Origin of the sequence: Pseudomonas koreensis, from assembly GCF_036668835.1 — a bacterium.
Classification (GTDB): domain Bacteria; phylum Pseudomonadota; class Gammaproteobacteria; order Pseudomonadales; family Pseudomonadaceae; genus Aquipseudomonas; species Aquipseudomonas koreensis_I.
Genome location: NZ_JAZEVW010000002.1, coordinates 825,990 through 842,091, shown reverse-complemented (window position 1 = coordinate 842,091; position 16,102 = coordinate 825,990). Strand labels below are relative to the sequence as shown.

At 59.2% G+C, this 16,102-nt stretch carries 20 protein-coding genes; 11 read left to right on the top strand and 9 right to left on the bottom strand.

Going from position 1 to position 16,102, the window contains the following annotated elements:
- Window positions 1-185: 185 nt before the first annotated feature.
- Window positions 186-1,136, bottom strand: coding sequence for a DMT family transporter (locus V6F91_RS08790; protein WP_423815322.1), 951 nt, complete (start codon window positions 1,134-1,136; stop codon window positions 186-188).
- A gap of 70 nt (window positions 1,137-1,206) precedes the next feature.
- Between V6F91_RS08790 and V6F91_RS08785 the strand changes: the two genes are divergently transcribed.
- A complete protein-coding gene (locus V6F91_RS08785) occupies window positions 1,207-1,770 on the top strand; it encodes an XRE family transcriptional regulator (RefSeq protein WP_332763488.1) in 564 nt (187 codons plus the stop codon).
- Complete coding sequence (locus V6F91_RS08780; protein ID WP_332763487.1) at window positions 1,771-3,165, top strand: FAD/NAD(P)-binding protein; 1,395 nt, start codon at window positions 1,771-1,773, stop codon at window positions 3,163-3,165.
- 200 nt (window positions 3,166-3,365) lie between these two features.
- On the opposite strand, the gene ppnN is transcribed toward V6F91_RS08780, so the two are convergent.
- Window positions 3,366-4,739: a nucleotide 5'-monophosphate nucleosidase PpnN gene (gene ppnN, locus V6F91_RS08775; RefSeq protein ID WP_332763486.1), complete on the bottom strand. Its 1,374-nt coding sequence runs from the start codon at window positions 4,737-4,739 to the stop codon at window positions 3,366-3,368.
- Between the two features lie 224 nt (window positions 4,740-4,963).
- On the opposite strand from ppnN, the gene V6F91_RS08770 reads away from it, so the two are divergent.
- The gene (locus V6F91_RS08770) at window positions 4,964-5,479 is read left to right on the top strand and encodes a DUF3087 family protein (protein WP_332763485.1); all 516 of its coding nucleotides are present in this window, start codon (window positions 4,964-4,966) and stop codon (window positions 5,477-5,479) included.
- A 37-nt stretch (window positions 5,480-5,516) separates the two neighbouring features.
- Here the strand turns inward: V6F91_RS08770 and V6F91_RS08765 are convergent, their stop codons facing one another.
- Window positions 5,517-5,900 carry a DUF2784 domain-containing protein gene (locus V6F91_RS08765; protein WP_332763484.1) on the bottom strand — a complete coding sequence of 128 codons (384 nt, stop codon included), beginning with the start codon at window positions 5,898-5,900 and terminating at the stop codon, window positions 5,517-5,519.
- A 144-nt stretch (window positions 5,901-6,044) separates the two neighbouring features.
- Here V6F91_RS08765 and V6F91_RS08760 point away from each other — a divergent pair, with 144 nt between their 5' ends.
- Window positions 6,045-6,188, top strand: a complete 144-nt coding sequence (locus V6F91_RS08760) for a hypothetical protein (protein WP_332763483.1) — start codon at window positions 6,045-6,047, stop codon at window positions 6,186-6,188.
- Window positions 6,189-6,233: 45 nt separating this feature from the next.
- Here V6F91_RS08760 and V6F91_RS08755 read toward each other — a convergent pair whose 3' ends face one another.
- Window positions 6,234-6,506: a hypothetical protein gene (locus V6F91_RS08755; protein WP_332763482.1), complete on the bottom strand. Its 273-nt coding sequence runs from the start codon at window positions 6,504-6,506 to the stop codon at window positions 6,234-6,236.
- Between the two features lie 249 nt (window positions 6,507-6,755).
- Window positions 6,756-7,436: an SOS response-associated peptidase family protein gene (locus V6F91_RS08750; RefSeq protein ID WP_332763481.1), complete on the bottom strand. Its 681-nt coding sequence runs from the start codon at window positions 7,434-7,436 to the stop codon at window positions 6,756-6,758.
- A gap of 218 nt (window positions 7,437-7,654) precedes the next feature.
- On the opposite strand from V6F91_RS08750, the gene V6F91_RS08745 reads away from it, so the two are divergent.
- Both V6F91_RS08745 and V6F91_RS08740 read left to right on the top strand, forming a co-directional pair.
- Entirely contained in the window at window positions 7,655-8,554 is a 900-nt protein-coding gene (locus V6F91_RS08745) for a polysaccharide deacetylase family protein (RefSeq protein ID WP_332763480.1), read from the top strand.
- A gap of 97 nt (window positions 8,555-8,651) precedes the next feature.
- Entirely contained in the window at window positions 8,652-8,894 is a 243-nt protein-coding gene (locus V6F91_RS08740; RefSeq protein ID WP_332763479.1) for a DUF1652 domain-containing protein, read from the top strand.
- A 3-nt stretch (window positions 8,895-8,897) separates the two neighbouring features.
- Here V6F91_RS08740 and V6F91_RS08735 read toward each other — a convergent pair whose 3' ends face one another.
- Window positions 8,898-9,260 carry an NUDIX hydrolase gene (locus V6F91_RS08735; RefSeq protein WP_090284179.1) on the bottom strand — a complete coding sequence of 121 codons (363 nt, stop codon included), beginning with the start codon at window positions 9,258-9,260 and terminating at the stop codon, window positions 8,898-8,900.
- A 224-nt stretch (window positions 9,261-9,484) separates the two neighbouring features.
- Between V6F91_RS08735 and V6F91_RS08730 the strand changes: the two genes are divergently transcribed.
- Window positions 9,485-9,682 (top strand): DUF2188 domain-containing protein, encoded by a 198-nt coding sequence (locus V6F91_RS08730; RefSeq protein WP_208937798.1) that lies wholly within the window; start codon window positions 9,485-9,487, stop codon window positions 9,680-9,682.
- 67 nt (window positions 9,683-9,749) lie between these two features.
- On the opposite strand, the gene V6F91_RS08725 is transcribed toward V6F91_RS08730, so the two are convergent.
- On the bottom strand, window positions 9,750-9,989 hold the full coding sequence (locus tag V6F91_RS08725) for a hypothetical protein (RefSeq protein WP_208937797.1): 240 nt from the start codon (window positions 9,987-9,989) through the stop codon (window positions 9,750-9,752).
- A gap of 183 nt (window positions 9,990-10,172) precedes the next feature.
- Between V6F91_RS08725 and V6F91_RS08720 the strand changes: the two genes are divergently transcribed.
- Window positions 10,173-10,508 (top strand): hypothetical protein, encoded by a 336-nt coding sequence (locus V6F91_RS08720; RefSeq protein WP_203418503.1) that lies wholly within the window; start codon window positions 10,173-10,175, stop codon window positions 10,506-10,508.
- A 107-nt stretch (window positions 10,509-10,615) separates the two neighbouring features.
- A complete protein-coding gene (locus V6F91_RS08715) occupies window positions 10,616-11,221 on the top strand; it encodes a DUF6338 family protein (RefSeq protein ID WP_332763478.1) in 606 nt (201 codons plus the stop codon).
- A gap of 128 nt (window positions 11,222-11,349) precedes the next feature.
- Here V6F91_RS08715 and V6F91_RS08710 read toward each other — a convergent pair whose 3' ends face one another.
- Window positions 11,350-12,252: a LysR substrate-binding domain-containing protein gene (locus V6F91_RS08710; RefSeq protein ID WP_332763477.1), complete on the bottom strand. Its 903-nt coding sequence runs from the start codon at window positions 12,250-12,252 to the stop codon at window positions 11,350-11,352.
- Window positions 12,253-12,372: 120 nt separating this feature from the next.
- On the opposite strand from V6F91_RS08710, the gene V6F91_RS08705 reads away from it, so the two are divergent.
- Window positions 12,373-13,740: an MFS transporter gene (locus V6F91_RS08705; protein ID WP_332763476.1), complete on the top strand. Its 1,368-nt coding sequence runs from the start codon at window positions 12,373-12,375 to the stop codon at window positions 13,738-13,740.
- A gap of 30 nt (window positions 13,741-13,770) precedes the next feature.
- Window positions 13,771-15,045, top strand: a complete 1,275-nt coding sequence (locus V6F91_RS08700; protein WP_332763475.1) for a glucarate dehydratase family protein — start codon at window positions 13,771-13,773, stop codon at window positions 15,043-15,045.
- Between the two features lie 101 nt (window positions 15,046-15,146).
- Here V6F91_RS08700 and V6F91_RS08695 read toward each other — a convergent pair whose 3' ends face one another.
- Window positions 15,147-16,031, bottom strand: coding sequence for a LysR substrate-binding domain-containing protein (locus V6F91_RS08695; protein ID WP_332763474.1), 885 nt, complete (start codon window positions 16,029-16,031; stop codon window positions 15,147-15,149).
- Window positions 16,032-16,102 lie beyond the last annotated feature (71 nt).

Below are 16,102 nucleotides of genomic sequence, written 5' to 3'. Positions count from 1 at the left end.
AAACGCCAGGATGTCTCAGAATCCTACAAAGTAGTCTGGAATTTAGTGTTTAGCCTTGTTTCAGGAGCGCGATGTTGTGGCGGATGACATTCTCGCGAGCAGGCTCGCTCCTACATTGAAATACATTCCCTTGTGGGAGCAAGCCTGCTCGCGATAGCAATCGGCAGGACGCTGGATGTTTCGGATCAGCCTTGTGTTTCGCGCTCCAGCTCCGATTCTGCTTCGACAACCTTACCCTTGGTCTTCAACTCACTGACAATCACCGCCGCAACAATCAGCGCCGCCCCCACCAGCGCAATCGCCGGCAACCGCTCGCCAGCGATCCGCCCGACAATCCCGGCCCACACCGGCTCACCGGCATAAATCAGTGTTGCCCGAGTCGGCGATACACTTTTCTGCGCCCAGTTCATCGCCACTTGAATCGCCGCGCTTGCAGCGCCCAGTCCCAGCGCGGTGACCAGCAATGTCCAGGAAAAATCCGGAATCAGCTCACCGGTCGGCACGACCAGCAGGAACGACAGCACCGACGTGGTCGCCAGTTGCACCACTGTCACTCGGCGCACATCGACCTGGCCGGCGTAAGTGCTGATCAGAATGATCTCGGCAGCAATGGCGATGGCACTGATAAGCGTCGCGATCTCGCCGGGGCTGAAATTCAGCGCAGCGCCGGACGGGCCGGACAACAGCATCAACCCGGTAAACGCCAGCATGATGCCGAGGCTTGACATCAATCCCGGCCGCCGCCCCAGCACAAGCCATTGCAACAACGGCACAAACGGAACATATAAAGCCGTGATAAAGGCTGACTGACTGCTTGGAATGGTTTGCAGGCCCACCGTCTGCAAGCCGTAACCCAGCATGATCGCCACGCCGATGAACGCGCCGGCCTTGAGTTCGAACACCGTCAGTTCACGCAGATGACGCCAGGAGAACAGCGCAACGATTAACGCCGCTGCCGCAAAACGCAGGCCGACGAAGAACATCGGGCCGCTGACGGTCATCGCATGCTGCACCAGCAGGAACGTACCGCCCCAGATCATCGTAATCAGCACGAGCACGCACTCGGCTTTGCTGAATCTGGAAAGACGCACAGGATTAGGGGAGCTGTTCGATGACATGATGGTCTTGCGCACCATAAAAAGGAGGCCGCACAATGCGGCCAACGTTGCGCAGTATACTGCCCAACCCCATCGAGTGAGCAATATAGTGCACAAAGATTCCACGCAACGCGCTTCCGTTCTGCAACACGTCAGCCAGAATGTCCGGCGTTTGCGGCATGCCGCCGACCTGAGTCAGACGGCACTGGCGGAAAAGTCCGGGGTCAGTCGGCGCATGCTGGTGGCGATCGAGGCGGGCGAGAAGAATGTCAGCCTGACCACGCTTGATCGCGTCGCTGAAGCGCTCGACGTGGCATTCAGTGATCTCATCCAGGCTCCGGATGCCCGTGATCCCAGCCGCATCAATGAAGTGGCATGGGCCGGCAGCATCCCCGGCAGCAAAGCAGTCTTGCTGTCGAAAGCCATCGCTACACGCGAGGTCGAGCAGTGGGAGTGGTGCCTGCAACCCGGTGAGGTCTATCCCTCGCAGGTCGATGCCGAGGGCTGGAGCGAGCAGATCTTCGTATTTGAAGGATGTCTGACCCTGATGCTCGGCGATCAGCCGCAGCACATCCATGCCGGAGAGTTCTACATGTTTGCCAGCCACCAGCCGCATTCCTATCGCAATGACGGCGATGTGGCAGCGCGATTCGTCCGTAATGTGGTGATTTGAATGAGCCTGAGCGCAGACGTCCTGATCATCGGCGGCGGCCTCAGCGGCACGATGCTGGCGGTGCAATTGTTGCGTCTGCCCGGGCAGCGCAAGATTCTGATTATCGAGCCGCGCGCCGAACTCGGCCGGGGCGAGGCCTACAGCGCCGTGGAACTGGGCCATACGCTGAACGGTAACGCCGCGCGCATGAGCGTCGACCCGGATAATCCTGATGACCTGACTCAATGGCTCACCGAGCACATCGCTGGCGGCGGCTGGCCGGAGTCTGCCGAGCAGACTGTGCCGGTCAGCGAACTGTTTCCGCCGCGTGGCTTGTTCGGTGTCTATGTCCAGCAGCGTCTGGCTGAAGCCCGCGCAATCGGCGCGCAACACGGCTCGAGCGTCGAACACATCTGCGCCGAAGCCACTGACCTGGTATCCGCTACGGATTCGGTACAGCTGACCTTGAGCGACGGGCGAAACCTGCGCGGAACCTATGCGGTGCTGGCGACCGGCATGTTCCCCGCCGCGCGAACCCCGCAGAAAACCTCCAGCGGTCTCAACGCCGCTGCGCTGGACCCATGGGATGTCGCCGCCATGCGCCTGCTCGACCCGCAATCGACCGTGCTGATCATCGGCTCCGGCCTGACCATGGTCGATACGCTGGTTTCACTGGAGCAGGCCGGGCATCGCGGGCCGATCAAGGTCTTTTCCCGGCATGGCTTGTTGCCGCATGTGCGTCGGCAGCCACCGGCCTGGGTAGATTTTCTGGGTGCCGATCAAAGCCTGCGCACGCCACGGCAGTTGTTGCGCGAACTGCGTCGACAGTGCCGGGAAGCCACGGCGCAAGGTATCGACTGGCAGGCACCGCTGGACACGGTTCGCGTGCACATCGCGCGCTTGTGGAGTCAGGCGACCGACGTACAGCGGCGACAATTCGTACGCCATGTGCGGCCATGGTGGGAGAGTCATCATCACCGTTCGCCGCCGTTGAGTGCGCAGTTGCTTGAGCAATTGCACGGGGCAGGGCGGCTGACGATTGATGCGGCAGCGTTCAAGGGGCTCGAACCGAGTCCGGAAGGCGGAGTCGGGATTCGCATCCGCCTTCGTGGAGAATCTCAAACTTGCGTGGTAACGGGTGCCGCACTGATCAATTCGAGTGGCATTGAGTACGATTGGCGCCGTGTGGCGCGACCATTGCCCCAGCAGTTGCTGGCACGCGGCCTGGTGCAGCCGGGGCCGCTGGCGCTGGGGATTGCCGCGGCGGCAGATGGCGCAGTGCTGGATGCCGAAGGGCACGCCTCCAGGCGTTTGTTTGCCATGGGGCCGCCGTTGCGCGGGATGTGGTGGGAGAGTACGGCGGTGACGGATGTGGCGTTGCAGGCCAAGGCACTGGCTGCGCGGTTGGTGAGTTGAAGTTGTTCTTCAGGGCCTCATCGCCAGCAGGCTGGCTCCCACAGGTTTAGCGGAGTGGCGAAAAATCCTGCTCACAACCTGATCCCCTGTGAGAGCCAGCCTGCTGGCGATGGCGGTAGATCAGTCAGCACCTATCTGCCTGATCTGCCGCTATCGCTGGCAAGCCAGCCACCACACATGATTTTGAGATGGCCTAAAAGTTACGCCACTACTTGATAACACGGCACATACGCCGCGCCACCCGGCAGTTTCATCCGGTGCTGGGCGACGAAGGCTTTGAGCAGGGCGTCGAGCGGTTGCATGATCGCCGCGTCACCGCGGATCTGGTACGGCCCGTGTTCTTCGATTAAACGAATGCCCTTGTCCTTGACGTTGCCGGCGACGATTCCCGAGAACGCGCGACGCAAATTCGCCGCCAGTTCATGCGCGGGCTGGTCAAGATGCAACTTCAGGTTGGCCATGTTTTCGTGGGTCGGATCGAACGGGCGCTGGAAGCCTTCGTCAATCTTCAGCAGCCAATTGAAATGGAAAGCGTCGTTGCGCTCGCGACGGAACTGTTTCACGGCTTTCAAGCCTTGCGTCATCTGCCGCGCCACTTCAGCCGGATCGTCGATGATGATTTCGTAATGCTGACGAGCCGCTTCGCCGAGGGTGGCGGTAACGAACGCGTCGAGTTGTTCGAGATACGGCGCGGCATTTTTTGGCCCGGTCAGGATCACCGGGAACGGCAGGCCCTTGTTGTCAGGGTGCATCAGGATGCCCAGCAGGTAGAGGAACTCTTCAGCCGTACCGGCGCCGCCCGGGAAAATGATGATGCCGTGGCCGACCCGCACGAACGCTTCCAGACGTTTTTCGATGTCCGGCAGGATCACCAGTTCGTTGACGATCGGGTTCGGCGCTTCGGCGGCGATGATGCCTGGCTCGGTCAGGCCGAGGTAGCGGCCGCCGTGAATGCGCTGTTTGGCGTGGGCGATGGTCGCACCTTTCATCGGGCCTTTCATCACACCCGGGCCGCAGCCGGTGCAGATGTCGAGGCTGCGCAGGCCCAGCTCATGGCCGACCTTCTTGGTGTATTTGTATTCTTCGGTGTTGATCGAATGACCACCCCAGCACACGACAATCTTCGGTTCGACACCCGGACGCAAGGTGCGCGCGTTGCGCAGCAGGTGGAACACGTAGTCGCTGATGCCTTGCGAATTGCTCAGGTCGATGCGCTGGCTGTCCAGTTCGTTTTCCGTGTAGACGATGTCGCGCAGGGCGCTGAACAGCATTTCACGGGTGCTGGCGATCATTTCGCCGTCGACGAACGCGTCGGCCGGCGCGTTCAACAGCTCCAGGCGCACGCCGCGATCCTGTTGGTGAATGCGGATTTCGAAATCCTTGTAGGCTTCGAGAATGGTCTTGGCGTTATCGACATGGGCGCCGGTGTTGAGGATGGCCAGGGCGCACTGGCGGAAGAGGGTGTAGGTGCTGCCGGATCCGGCTTCGCTCAGTTGTTGCACTTCACGTTGAGAGAGGGTTTCCAGGCTGCCTTTCGGGCTGACCGAGGCATTGATTACGTGTCGTTGGGTCATGCAGTGATCCTTAAAACGATGTCATCCCCTGAACAGGCAAACGGCATCCGAATAATGTGTATCCATGAATGAAGATGGCACGATCTGCGCTATACCGCCATGTCCCCGTTGGACGTTGAAAAGATCAAAAGGAGCCCCAGCATAGCTAAATCCTTGCTCGATGCGATAATGCGCCGGCCGGTTTTTTCCGTTACCCCTCTTGTCGCTCAAGGAAGTCATTTGTGATGTTCGAGATTCAGCCGATGGACGCCGCTACTTTCCGCCAGCAGACCCGGCGCAGCACGATCATCATCGCCGTGCTGTTTCTGGTATTGGCAATGCTGCTTTCCAGCGTGGCCGTGGCGCTGTTCGGCGAACCTGACGGTGACAACCTGCGCTTCAATGTCGGCGGGGTGTTCCTGGCCTTTCTACTGACCGGCGCATTGCTGCGTGGACGCTTCTGGCATCAGAGCTGGATGGCGCCGGCGGTTTACAGTTGGCGGCTCAAGCGCAGCCTGATGAGTGTCACCAATGTGATGCACCACCTGACCGCCGCGGTCGCGCAAAACGACCCGACCGCAATGAAAGTGCTGCGCTTCTATCATCTGGGCCTGATGCAGATGCACGAGCTGGACGGCAACTCCAGCGATCAGGGGCAGCTGTGGCGGGAAGTCGAAGAACATAAACAGCGTATGCAGGCGCAGGGGCTCGATACCGAGCAGATGCGCCTGGATCCGGCGTGGCTGGACGGGTTGAAATGAACGTCGTCCTAACGGCTTTTACAGGCGCGTGAGGCGATCAGGATTGGGCCACGGCCCGTCGCAGCTTCCACGAGCGGATCAAGCGCCCGTACACCAACAAGTTGATCGCCAGCACCACGCTGCCAAGCGCCAGTTGAATCTGCGGGGTCAGCCCGGCCGGATAGATGATCGGCCAGATGTAATGCTCGATGAAGCCACCGGCGTATTCGGTCTGGCCGGCGGCGTGGCGCATGAGGTTTTCCCAGTAGGTCAGCGGGCACGTCAGATGCAGCACCTCGACCGCCACGCCCCAGGCGGCAGCCGGCAAATGCAGCCATAGCAATCGTGGCCATTTGAGCACCAGCAGCCCGCCAAACAGCACGAACAGAATGAAAGACAAATGAAACAGCACCAGCCCGTCGGCTGCGATTCGGTACAGCATGTCGTCTCCCTGACGCGATCGTGAATGACGCCATGTTACGCCGGCGCGGGGATTAAAGCTCAGGGCGGACGTCACGCATGGGGCCCTTACCTGAAACCTGATCTACGCTTGAAGAAAGACTGTTGACGGTGGCAGGAGGTGCGCATGACGAATGAGCAAAAGCAGCCTGAAAACGATATGGAAACGGATGAGCCGAGCGAAGAAGAAATAGAGCGCGAGAAGCGCAAGGAAAAAACCTGGAAGCATGACGATAGTCAGGAGCTTTCCGAGCCGGATCGCAAATTTTGAGTGCTTGATACGAAAGGCCCCGCAAGTGCGGGGCTTTTTACAGGCTCAAAGATCGTCCAGCTGGGTGAAGTCCGGGTGTGAGGCCCGATAGCCCAGAGTCCTGTCGATCCAGGCGTTCAGCTCGTTGACCATCACTGGCGCATGGCCGGGATAGTTCTCGAGGGTACTGCGCAGGGTGCGTTCGATGTCGGGAATGGCACTCAGGTTTCGGGTCTTGATGTAGTGGCCGATAAAACAGTCGAGTTCCAAGCGTTCTGTCGTGGACAGATGAATACACTCCAGGCCACCGACCTGTTTGATTGCAAAATCGTCGCGCAACTTAGTTCTCTGCAAGGCTAGTAGAAGTTGTAGGGAATCCTGGTTCGTTGACTCTTTGGTCAACTGGTATACCAAATGGAAATGCGGCGCGCATGCTAGCTGTAGTGCAGCGAAATGTATGTACGACGGTCGGGTTGTCTGACAAGCGGTTGGTACTTTTGCGTATCGGTTACATTCGCACCGTTTCACAGGTGAAACAGCCGTTGTAACGACACCGAGTCAATGGTTTGCTTGAGCGGCGTTCGCCTGTCAGGCAACTGGCTGAATCAATTCAGCATTTTGGTTGCGGACGTTACCGACGGCTCTGGCGACTTTGTGCCATTCGAACGACTCGCTGCTTTCACCTTCGAACAACAACATCTGCTCGGCGCGCTCAATGGAGGTCGCCGGATCGAGCCACTCGCGTGCCTGTTCCGCGCCGAACACCACCGGGCGCCGATCATGCACATCAAGCAGGCCTCCGACCGCGTCGGCAGTAATGATCACAAAACCATCATCGTCTCGAGCCGCGCTTTCGGCTGTGGGAAATTGTCCGATGGCGGCACAGAAAACCGGGCTCTGGTCTGCACGACGAATCAGCCAGGGCTGTCGGGTCTTTTCGCCGGTATCGACCCATTCGAACCAGTTGTCGATGGGGACAATCAAGCGATGGCGCCAGATCGCGCGGAAAAACGCACCATGGGCGACTTTCTCCACGCGGGCATTGATTGGCGCGGGGCGATCCCTGGCCCAATGCGGCCGCCAGCCCCAGCGCAGATTGTTGGCTTGAAGATGTGGGCCGTGTTGATGAAGCACTGCCAACGCGGTGGTTGGTGCCGCGTTGTAGCGAGCTAGCGCTGCATCGCCGACGTAATTGATCAAGGCCTCGGGAATGCTCAGTGCGGCAACGAAATCGTGAATGCCGCGGTATTGCGAGAGTCTTCCGCACATAGGCTGAATCTCCGATTGGACACTTCAGCTTAGTCGCTGACGTTCCGAGTGGAGGTCACACGTCGAATCGCACGTTGAATAACGGAGGTAATGAGCACCGGAACCAAAGCCTGTGTACCCTATCCAACCTCCGCTCGCGAAGGGCGATGCACGGATGGAAAGGGCGAGGGAGGTTGCCAAACGACAACATGACGGCAGCGGTCGCGCTCAAGGCAAACATGACATCCGGATTGAAGATTTTAACTGCTGCGCTCATGGTGCTCGGTCTGGCCGGTTGTATTGCCGCACCGATAGAAATGACCACGCAAACCCAAACGCGGCTGCGAGCCCAGGCGCCGGTGCGGTTTCTACTGACCTTCGACGACGGCCCCAGTGCTTCGAGCTTGTGGAACCCGACGGCGATGGTGCTCGACGGCCTCAAGGACAATCCGCTGCAAGCCAATATCAAAGCGGTGTTCTTCGTGCAGACCCGGGCGCCGCGAGCGGGCAACAGCGAGATCGGCCGCAGCCTGATGCGGAGAGAACACGACGAGGGCCACATCCTCGCGTTTCACACGGCGACCCATTGGCACACCAATCATCGCTCACTCGACCCACAACAACTGGATGCATCGCTGAGCAACGGCACGGCCGATATCGCCTCTATCACCGGGGCGCCACCGAAACTGCTGCGTCCGCCATTCTGGAATTATGACAAACGCACCTTCGCGGCGTATCAGCAGCACGGTTTGCAGGTGTTGCTGACGGACCTGAGCGCCAACGATGGCAAAATCTGGGGCTTCAATGCCAGCCCACGCCGGCGCGCTAATCTGCTGCGGCAGTTATCCGAGGTGCGCGAGCGTATTGCCGCGGGGGAATTGCCGACTGTAGACGGAGTGATTCCGGTGGTGGTGACGTTTCACGACCTCAATCGCTACACCGCGCGGCATACCCGCGAATATCTGCAGATCCTGCTCGACAGCGCGGCCGCCACGGGGGTGAAGCTGGACCGCAAACCTTTTTATGATGATCACGAAGCGCTGCAAAAAGCGGCGCTGGCGCGCACCGTTGAAAAAAGCTCGGAGCCGGTGAGTCTTCCGGGTATGTGGAACTGGATCTGGGACCATGACTCGGATTGATTTGTGAGCCAGTAGACATTTGCGCGACAACGCGCAGCAGATTGCTGATCTATGCTCTACCGATTGAACGGCCCCATCGCCTGCGAGGCGTGCCACCATGCTTGCTCTTGACGACATCTGCCGCATCGTTGAATCAGGCTTTCCCACGTTTAAATGTGAGTGCATACCCACGTCGCATGGGCTTCTGCAGATCAAGGTGTATCGACCGGAAAACGGTCAGGTCGAACTGCTCCTCAACGGCGTATCGCCGGAACATCTCGTCACCATCCGCGACATCTCCAACTTCATCGGCGAGCTGCGCACGGAAATCAGCGCCGGGCGCCGCGCGTTTGCCGGTTGAGCCTTATAAACGCCGTTGAAACGCTTCAACAATGCGCAGCGTCGCTTCATTGGTATTCAAATGGCGCACCGCATCGAGGGGATGCCAGATGCAATCGATGATTTCGTTCTGCGGCCGCACTTGCTCCAGGTCTGCCACTGACGCTTCGTAAACGTGATGGCGGGTGCTGCCGCTCTGCATTTCCATCAGATACAACACATCGTCGGCATTCAGCCCGGTTTCTTCCTGCAATTCACGCACGGCCGCCTGCGCACGGGTTTCCCCGGGCTCGACTTTGCCACCGGGCAATGTCCAGTGGCTGCGCGGTTTGCGGACCAGGAGAATGTGGCGATCCTGTTCGCATATAACGGTGGCACGTACTTTCATCGGTTACCTGTTTACGGCTTGTCACGTAATTGTCATCAAACTGCAATATTTTAGCCGAGGCCCCAAGTAATGGTTTCAATAAGATTTTGAGTGGGTGTGGGGGCGAAAGGTGCAAGACTTCTGCGAGCCGGACCTTGCGACATCCGGTCGGCAAATTCAGCGAGTCAGGGTGTAAGGTAAACCGGTGAAGCTGGAACTGACCGTAAGCAACTATGGAGGTGTCCATGAGCATGCCTATGTTGAACAAGATGCACATGAACGGCTATGACGTGCTTAGCGTGAACAACGGCCCCTGGCGGGTCTGCACCCAGGGTGACCGGCTGGCATCGTTTGCCAGCAAAGAGGAGGCGCTGGCTTACGCCGCAGCACTGCCTGGCTACAAAAAACGCTCGACGCGGGCGAAAAGTCACACAGCTCAGTGACTGGTTGTAATCGAGAGCCCCGGCAATTGCCGGGGCTCTTTGGTTGAAGGGAAAAACAGGTTGAGACTCAGTGCACCTTGATTCGGCTGATGGCCCGCGCTTTCACTTCTTTGGCGTAGATTTGCAGCCGTTCCTCATCGCTTTGCAGTACCTGGCACGACCTCAGCACCGCTTGCGCGTCCGCTTCGTTGCCCGATTTGCGCAACTGCTCGGCGATACGCTTCAGGTCGACAGCTGACCATCGCAAGTCCGATGCAACGCTTTGCAGGTCGCGCTGAAGTTCGTGTTCGTATTCATTGAGCCGCATGATCATCTCCTGAACATTCTCGGTAAAAGAGAGTAGTCGCATTTTTCGCCGATGGGCAAAGCTCGTTCGTCTGTCTGTCCAGGTTGTGAAAAGTTGTGCAGATTGCATCACGCGCGGCGTGCCACGATGGATGTACACCCCGTTACGCGTTACATTCGCTTTTTTTCAGATCAGGAAAACACCATGCGGATATGGATCGTGGGGTTGGCGCTGGCCCTGTTGGCGGGTTGCTCGTTGCCGAGGTCGCTTGTGCCGGGTGAGCCGAATGTCAGCAAGACCAGCGACAAGGCACCCAAGGACTATGCCGCATGTGTCTTACCGTTGTGGCAGCGGGATGTGGCGAAGACCTCGCAAACCTCGATTTCCAACGGCTACCGCATCACCGCGCCAAGTGTCATCACTGCGGATGAGATCCTCGATATCGTCAAATACAAGGACGGCAGCCGGGTTTCGTTGTATCAGGGGCCGCCATGGGCCAAGTCGGGGGCGTTGCGCCAATCGGTGCGTGATTGTCTGTAGCCGGCTACGGCGTGAAACGCGCGGTGACAGTTGTAAGCAAACGGTTTGCCAGCGTGCGCTAGGCTTTCGAGTGTCGGTCGGCAAGACCTTGAAGGGAGCCTCGGATCATGGATGATCTGGTCAAAGAAGTCATACCGTTGTTGCAGTATCTGATTCCCGGGTTTCTATCCGCGTGGATTTTCTATTCGCTCACAGCGTTCAAGCGGCCTGATACATTCGGGCAGATTGTGCAGGCGTTGATTTTCACGTTTGTGGTTCAGGGAGCGGTCTGGGCGATTGGTTCTCTGTGTTTGTGGGTAGGTTCGAAAGGTTTTTCCATCGGCCGCTGGGATGCCAAAGCCGAAACCATGTGGGCGTTCGTTGTGTCGGTGACGCTTGGACTGCTGTCCTGTTATCTGGCCACCAATGATAAATTGCATGGCTGGTTACGCGGTCGAAACGTGACGAAACAATCTTCCTACCCCAGTGAATGGTTCAGCATTTTTGCCCAGCACCATCGCCTCATCACGCTGCATCTGAACGATGAAAGGCGCGTTTTTGGCTGGCCTGTGGAGTGGCCACCAGAGGCCAGCAATGGCCAGTTCGTGATGCAAAATCCGTGTTGGCTGGATGCCGGCGGGAAAGAAGTGCCTTTTGGCGCCGAGTTTTTGCTGATAGATTCCGGGAAAGTCAAATGGGTCGAATTCGGCCCGAAACAGGAGGTGTCGTCATGACAGCCAGAGCACCGCAACCAATGCCAGAATGGGTCGCACGTCGTTACACGCCAGATGGCAAGCCTGTGGCGAATGCGCAGCCCAAGGCGCCCAGTGGTCCACCACCGCTTAAAAACCAGTAAGCTTTTTTACCCGCCCCAACCCTGCGCCACAGCCCGGCGGATCGCTTCCAGCAACATCGCAAACGCCGGGTTGTCGTTATTCTCACGCCAGATCAGATGCAGTTCGCTCTGCACCCCTTCGCCCAGATCGATATCGCGAAACACCACGTTCTTGAACACCACGCTGGTCGCGCAACGCGGTACCAGTGCCAAGCCCATGCCGGCGTTGACCAACGCCAGAATCGTCAGTGATGAACCCAGCCACTGCACGTAATCCGGTGCAACTCGCGCCGAGCGCAGCATGCCGGTCAGCAGTTCGTTGAACGGTGGATAGGCCGCGTGGGAGTACATTAGAAACGGTTGTTTATCCAGATCGCTGACCAGCACTTCGGCCGCCGTTGCCAGCGGGTGCGCACTGGGCACCGCCAGCACAAACGGCTCGCGGACCAGGCATTCGGTCGCATAGCCCGGCTCCAGCAGTGGCGCGCGGGAGATGCCCAGATCGATGCGTCGCGCGCGCAGGGCTTCGTGTTGCTGATAGGTGTTCATCTCGCTCAGATCGATTTTGACCTGCGGCTGTTTCAGCCGTGCCTCGGCGATCACCTTGGGCAAAAACTCATACACCGCGCTGCCGACAAAACTGATGTTCACCGAGCCGATATCACCCTCGGCAAAACGCCGCGCGGTGATTGCTGCCTGCTGGGCACGCTCGAGCAAATTCTGCGCTTCGATGAAAAACGCGCGCCCGGCGGCAGTCAGCGCAACGCTACGGGTGCTGCGGGTGAACAACTCCACGCCGAGGTGATGTTCGAGCAATTGGATCTGCCGGCTCAGCGGCGGCTGGGTCATGTTCAGCCGTTCGGCGGCGCGGCGAAAATTCAGTTCCGCGGCAACGGTGGTGAAGCAGCGCAGTTGGGTCAATTCGAACATTGATCTAATCCGGGTATCAATCGAATGCCAAGTTAGATTAGACGGGATCAATGCACGGCGTCCATGATCGATCCATCGCTTCACGCCGTTCCTGAAAACAACAAGATCGGGAGTCGCCCCTTGAAAACCCTGCAGAGTCCAGCGGACGTCACGGTGCTCGCCCGTGCCGCCGCCAAGGTCAAGCGCCACGTGCTGCCGCTGTTCGTGGTGATGTTCATCGTCAACTACATTGATCGGGTCAACATCGGCTTCGTTCGCAGTCATCTGGAAGCCGATCTGGGTATCGGGGCTGCGGCGTACGGCTTGGGCGCCGGTCTGTTCTTCATCGGCTACGCGTTGTTCGAAGTGCCCTCCAACATGCTTATGCAGCGTTACGGCGCGCGCGTCTGGCTGACGCGGATCATGTTCACCTGGGGCGCGGCCGCCATGGCCATGGCCTTCGTGCGCGGTGAAACCAGCTTTTATGTGCTGCGCTTTATTCTCGGCGCGGCCGAGGCGGGATTCTTTCCGGGAATCATCTATTACTTCACGCAATGGCTGCCAGCCTCCGAACGGGGCAAGACCATGGCGGTATTTCTCAGCGGCTCGGCGATTGCCTCGGTGATCTCCGGCCCGGTGTCCGGTGCGTTGCTGCACATCAGCGGCCTTGGCCTGCACGGCTGGCAGTGGATGTTTCTGATCGAGGGCGCGGCGTCGGTGGTGCTGTGCGCATTCGTCTGGTTCTGGCTGCAATCGCATCCGCGTCAGGCCAAGTGGCTGAGCGAAGAGGAGCGTGAAGCGCTGGTGGCGGCGATCGCTGAAGAGCAGCGCGCCCGCGAAGCGGTGCAAGTGAGCCAACCGTCAATGTTCAAGTTGCTGGCGGATCGGCAGATCGCGCTGTTCTGCTTCATTTACTTTTCCATTGCTCTGACCATTTACGGCGCGACGTTCTGGCTGCCGAGCATGATCAAGAAAATGGGCAACCTCGGCGACTTCCAGGTCGGCCTGCTCAATTCGATCCCGTGGATCATTTCGATTGTCGCCATGTACGGTTTCGCCGCGATGGCCGGCAAATGGAAATTCCAGCAGGCGTGGGTCGCCCTGACCTTGGTGATCGCCGCCATCGGCATGTTCATGTCGACCACCGGCGGCCCGGTCTTCGCGTTCGTTGCCATCTGCTTTGCGGCGATTGGCTTCAAAGCCGCATCGGCGCTGTTCTGGCCGATTCCACAAAGTTATCTCGATGCGCGCATCGCGGCGGCAGTGATCGCGCTGATCAATTCCATCGGCAACCTCGGCGGTTTCGTCGCGCCGACCGCGTTCGGCATTCTTGAGCAAACCACCGGTTCGATCGAGGGCGGTCTGTATGGCCTGGCGGCGACTTCGCTGATCGCTGCGGTGGTGATTTTCTTTGCCCGTACGGCGCCGGGCGCCAAATGCAAAACCCCGGCAAAGCCCGCTGATGAAACCGCCGTCGTCGCGACGGTCAGCCCCGCCGCGAGCCATTGAATCGATTGTAGATCTGTCAGGAGCATCATCTTGAAAATCACCCGTGTCACGGTTACTCCGATCGCCTTTCGTGATCCGCCGCTGCTTAACGCCAGCGGCATCCATGAACCTTATGCCCTGCGCTCAATCATCGAGATCGAAAGCGACAACGGCTACATCGGCCTCGGCGAAAGTTATGGCGACGCACCGGCGCTGGCGATCCAGCAACAAGTACAGGCGCAACTGATTGGTGTCGACCCGTTCAACCTCAACCAGTTACGCGCGATCGTGCAGGCGACGGTGGCGGCGCACAAACCGGCCAGTCTGGCCGGAGCCGAGCTGGCGCCGGGTTCCCACGCCAGCAAAGCGGTGAGCAACGCCTATTCGGCGTTCGAAGTGGCATTTCTCGATTTGCAGGCGCATTACCTGAACGTGCCGCTGGTGGACCTGCTCGGCGGCGCGATCCGCGATGAAGTGCCGTTCAGTGCCTACCTTTTTTTCAAATACGCGCAGCACGTCGATTCGCCGTACAAGCCGGATGACTGGGGCGAAGCGCTCAGCGAACAACAAATCGTCGCGCAAGCGGCGCGGATGATCGAGGCGTACGGTTTCAAGAGCATCAAGCTCAAGGCCGGTACCTTACCGCCGGAGCACGAAGTGGCCTGCATCAAGGCGCTGAAAAAAGCCTTTCCTGGCTACCCGCTGCGCATCGATCCAAATGGCAACTGGTCACTGCAAACCTCGATTCGCATGGCCGAACTGCTCGGTGATGATTTGCAGTATTACGAAGACCCGACGCCGGGTCTCGACGGTATGGCGCAACTGCACAAGCGCACCGGCCTGCCGCTGGCGACCAATATGGTGGTCACCGATTTCGACGAGTTTCGCCGCAGCGTCGCGCAGAACAGCGTGCAGATCGTGCTCGCCGACCACCACTATTGGGGCGGCCTGCGCGACACCCAGACCCTGGCGAAAATGTGCGAGGTGTTCGGCCTCGGCGTGTCGATGCACTCCAACTCGCACCTGGGCATCAGCCTGATGGCCATGGCACACGTCGCGGCCGCCGTGCCGAATCTGGATTACGCCTGTGACACTCATTACCCGTGGCAGGAGTCGGACGAAGAGGTGATCAAGGGCGGCAAGCTGCCGATCGTCGATGGCTGCGTAAAGATCAGCCGTGCGCCGGGGCTTGGGCTGGAGCTGGATCATGAGCAGTTGGGCAAGCTGCATGATCAGTACCTGACCTGCGGAATTCGCCAGCGCGATGATGTACGGCAGATGCAGCGGTATAAGCCGGACTGGAGGGCGGTCAAGCCGAGGTTCTGAGATCACCAGATCTGGCGCCTTCGCGAGCAGGCTCGCTCCACCGAGGAAATGTATTCCAAATGTGGGAGCGAGCCTGCTCGCGAACGGAGCAACTGAATTCTTCAGAGTGTATGCATCAGCCAATCCCGAAACGCTGTCAGCGACGGCAACTTCTCATTACGCGGCGGATACACCAGGTAATAACTGCGCCGACTGGTAATGGGCTCACCCAGTTGCGATAGCTCGCCATTCGTTAATTCATCCTCGACCAGAATCCGCGGCACCAGCCCCACACCGATATTGGCACGCACTGCTTGAATCAGGTGTGAGGTCATTTCAAAGCTCGGCCCGATGCGCATGCTGCGATGGGGCAAGCCGTGCTGACTGAACCATTCCGCCCACGCCTGAGCATTGCTGCTGACATTGAGCAGCAGTTGCCCGGCGATGTGCCGTTCGGCGTCGTCGCGCTCGGCGGCGGACAATTGCGCGCTGGCAATGACCACCAGTTCTTCGGTGTGCAAGGGCAGGGCGGTCAGCCCCGGCCAGTCGCCGCCACCGACGCAAATCGCCGCGTCGATCTCGCTGGTATCGAAGTCGATTGCTTCGATGCGCGAATGCAGATGCACGGTCATGCCAGGATGTGCGGTGTAGAAATCCTTGAGGCGCGGCAGCAACCATTTCGAACCGAAGGTCGGCAGCGTCGCCAGGCGCAGGCTATGAATGCCGGAACCGAATGCCATCGCCTGCAGGGTCGCGCTGCGTATCTGCCCGAGCGCTTCGGCCAGCTCCCGCTGATACAGGCGTCCGACGTCGGTCAGCACCACTTGCCGGCCTTCGCGAGTGAACAGGCGCATGCCGAGCATTTTTTCCAGAATCTGCACCTGACGGCTGACCGCACTTTGCGTCAGCGACAGTTCGTGGGCGGCGCGGGTGTAACTTTCGTGGCGGGCAGCGGCCTCGAAAGCCAGCAATAACGACATGGACGGCGTGAGCGTGCGCGGATTCATTCGCAAAAGTCATCGATAGCGGGTCGAATTTACGGTTGTCCCTGAGTTGTTCAGCAATGAACATGGGCACC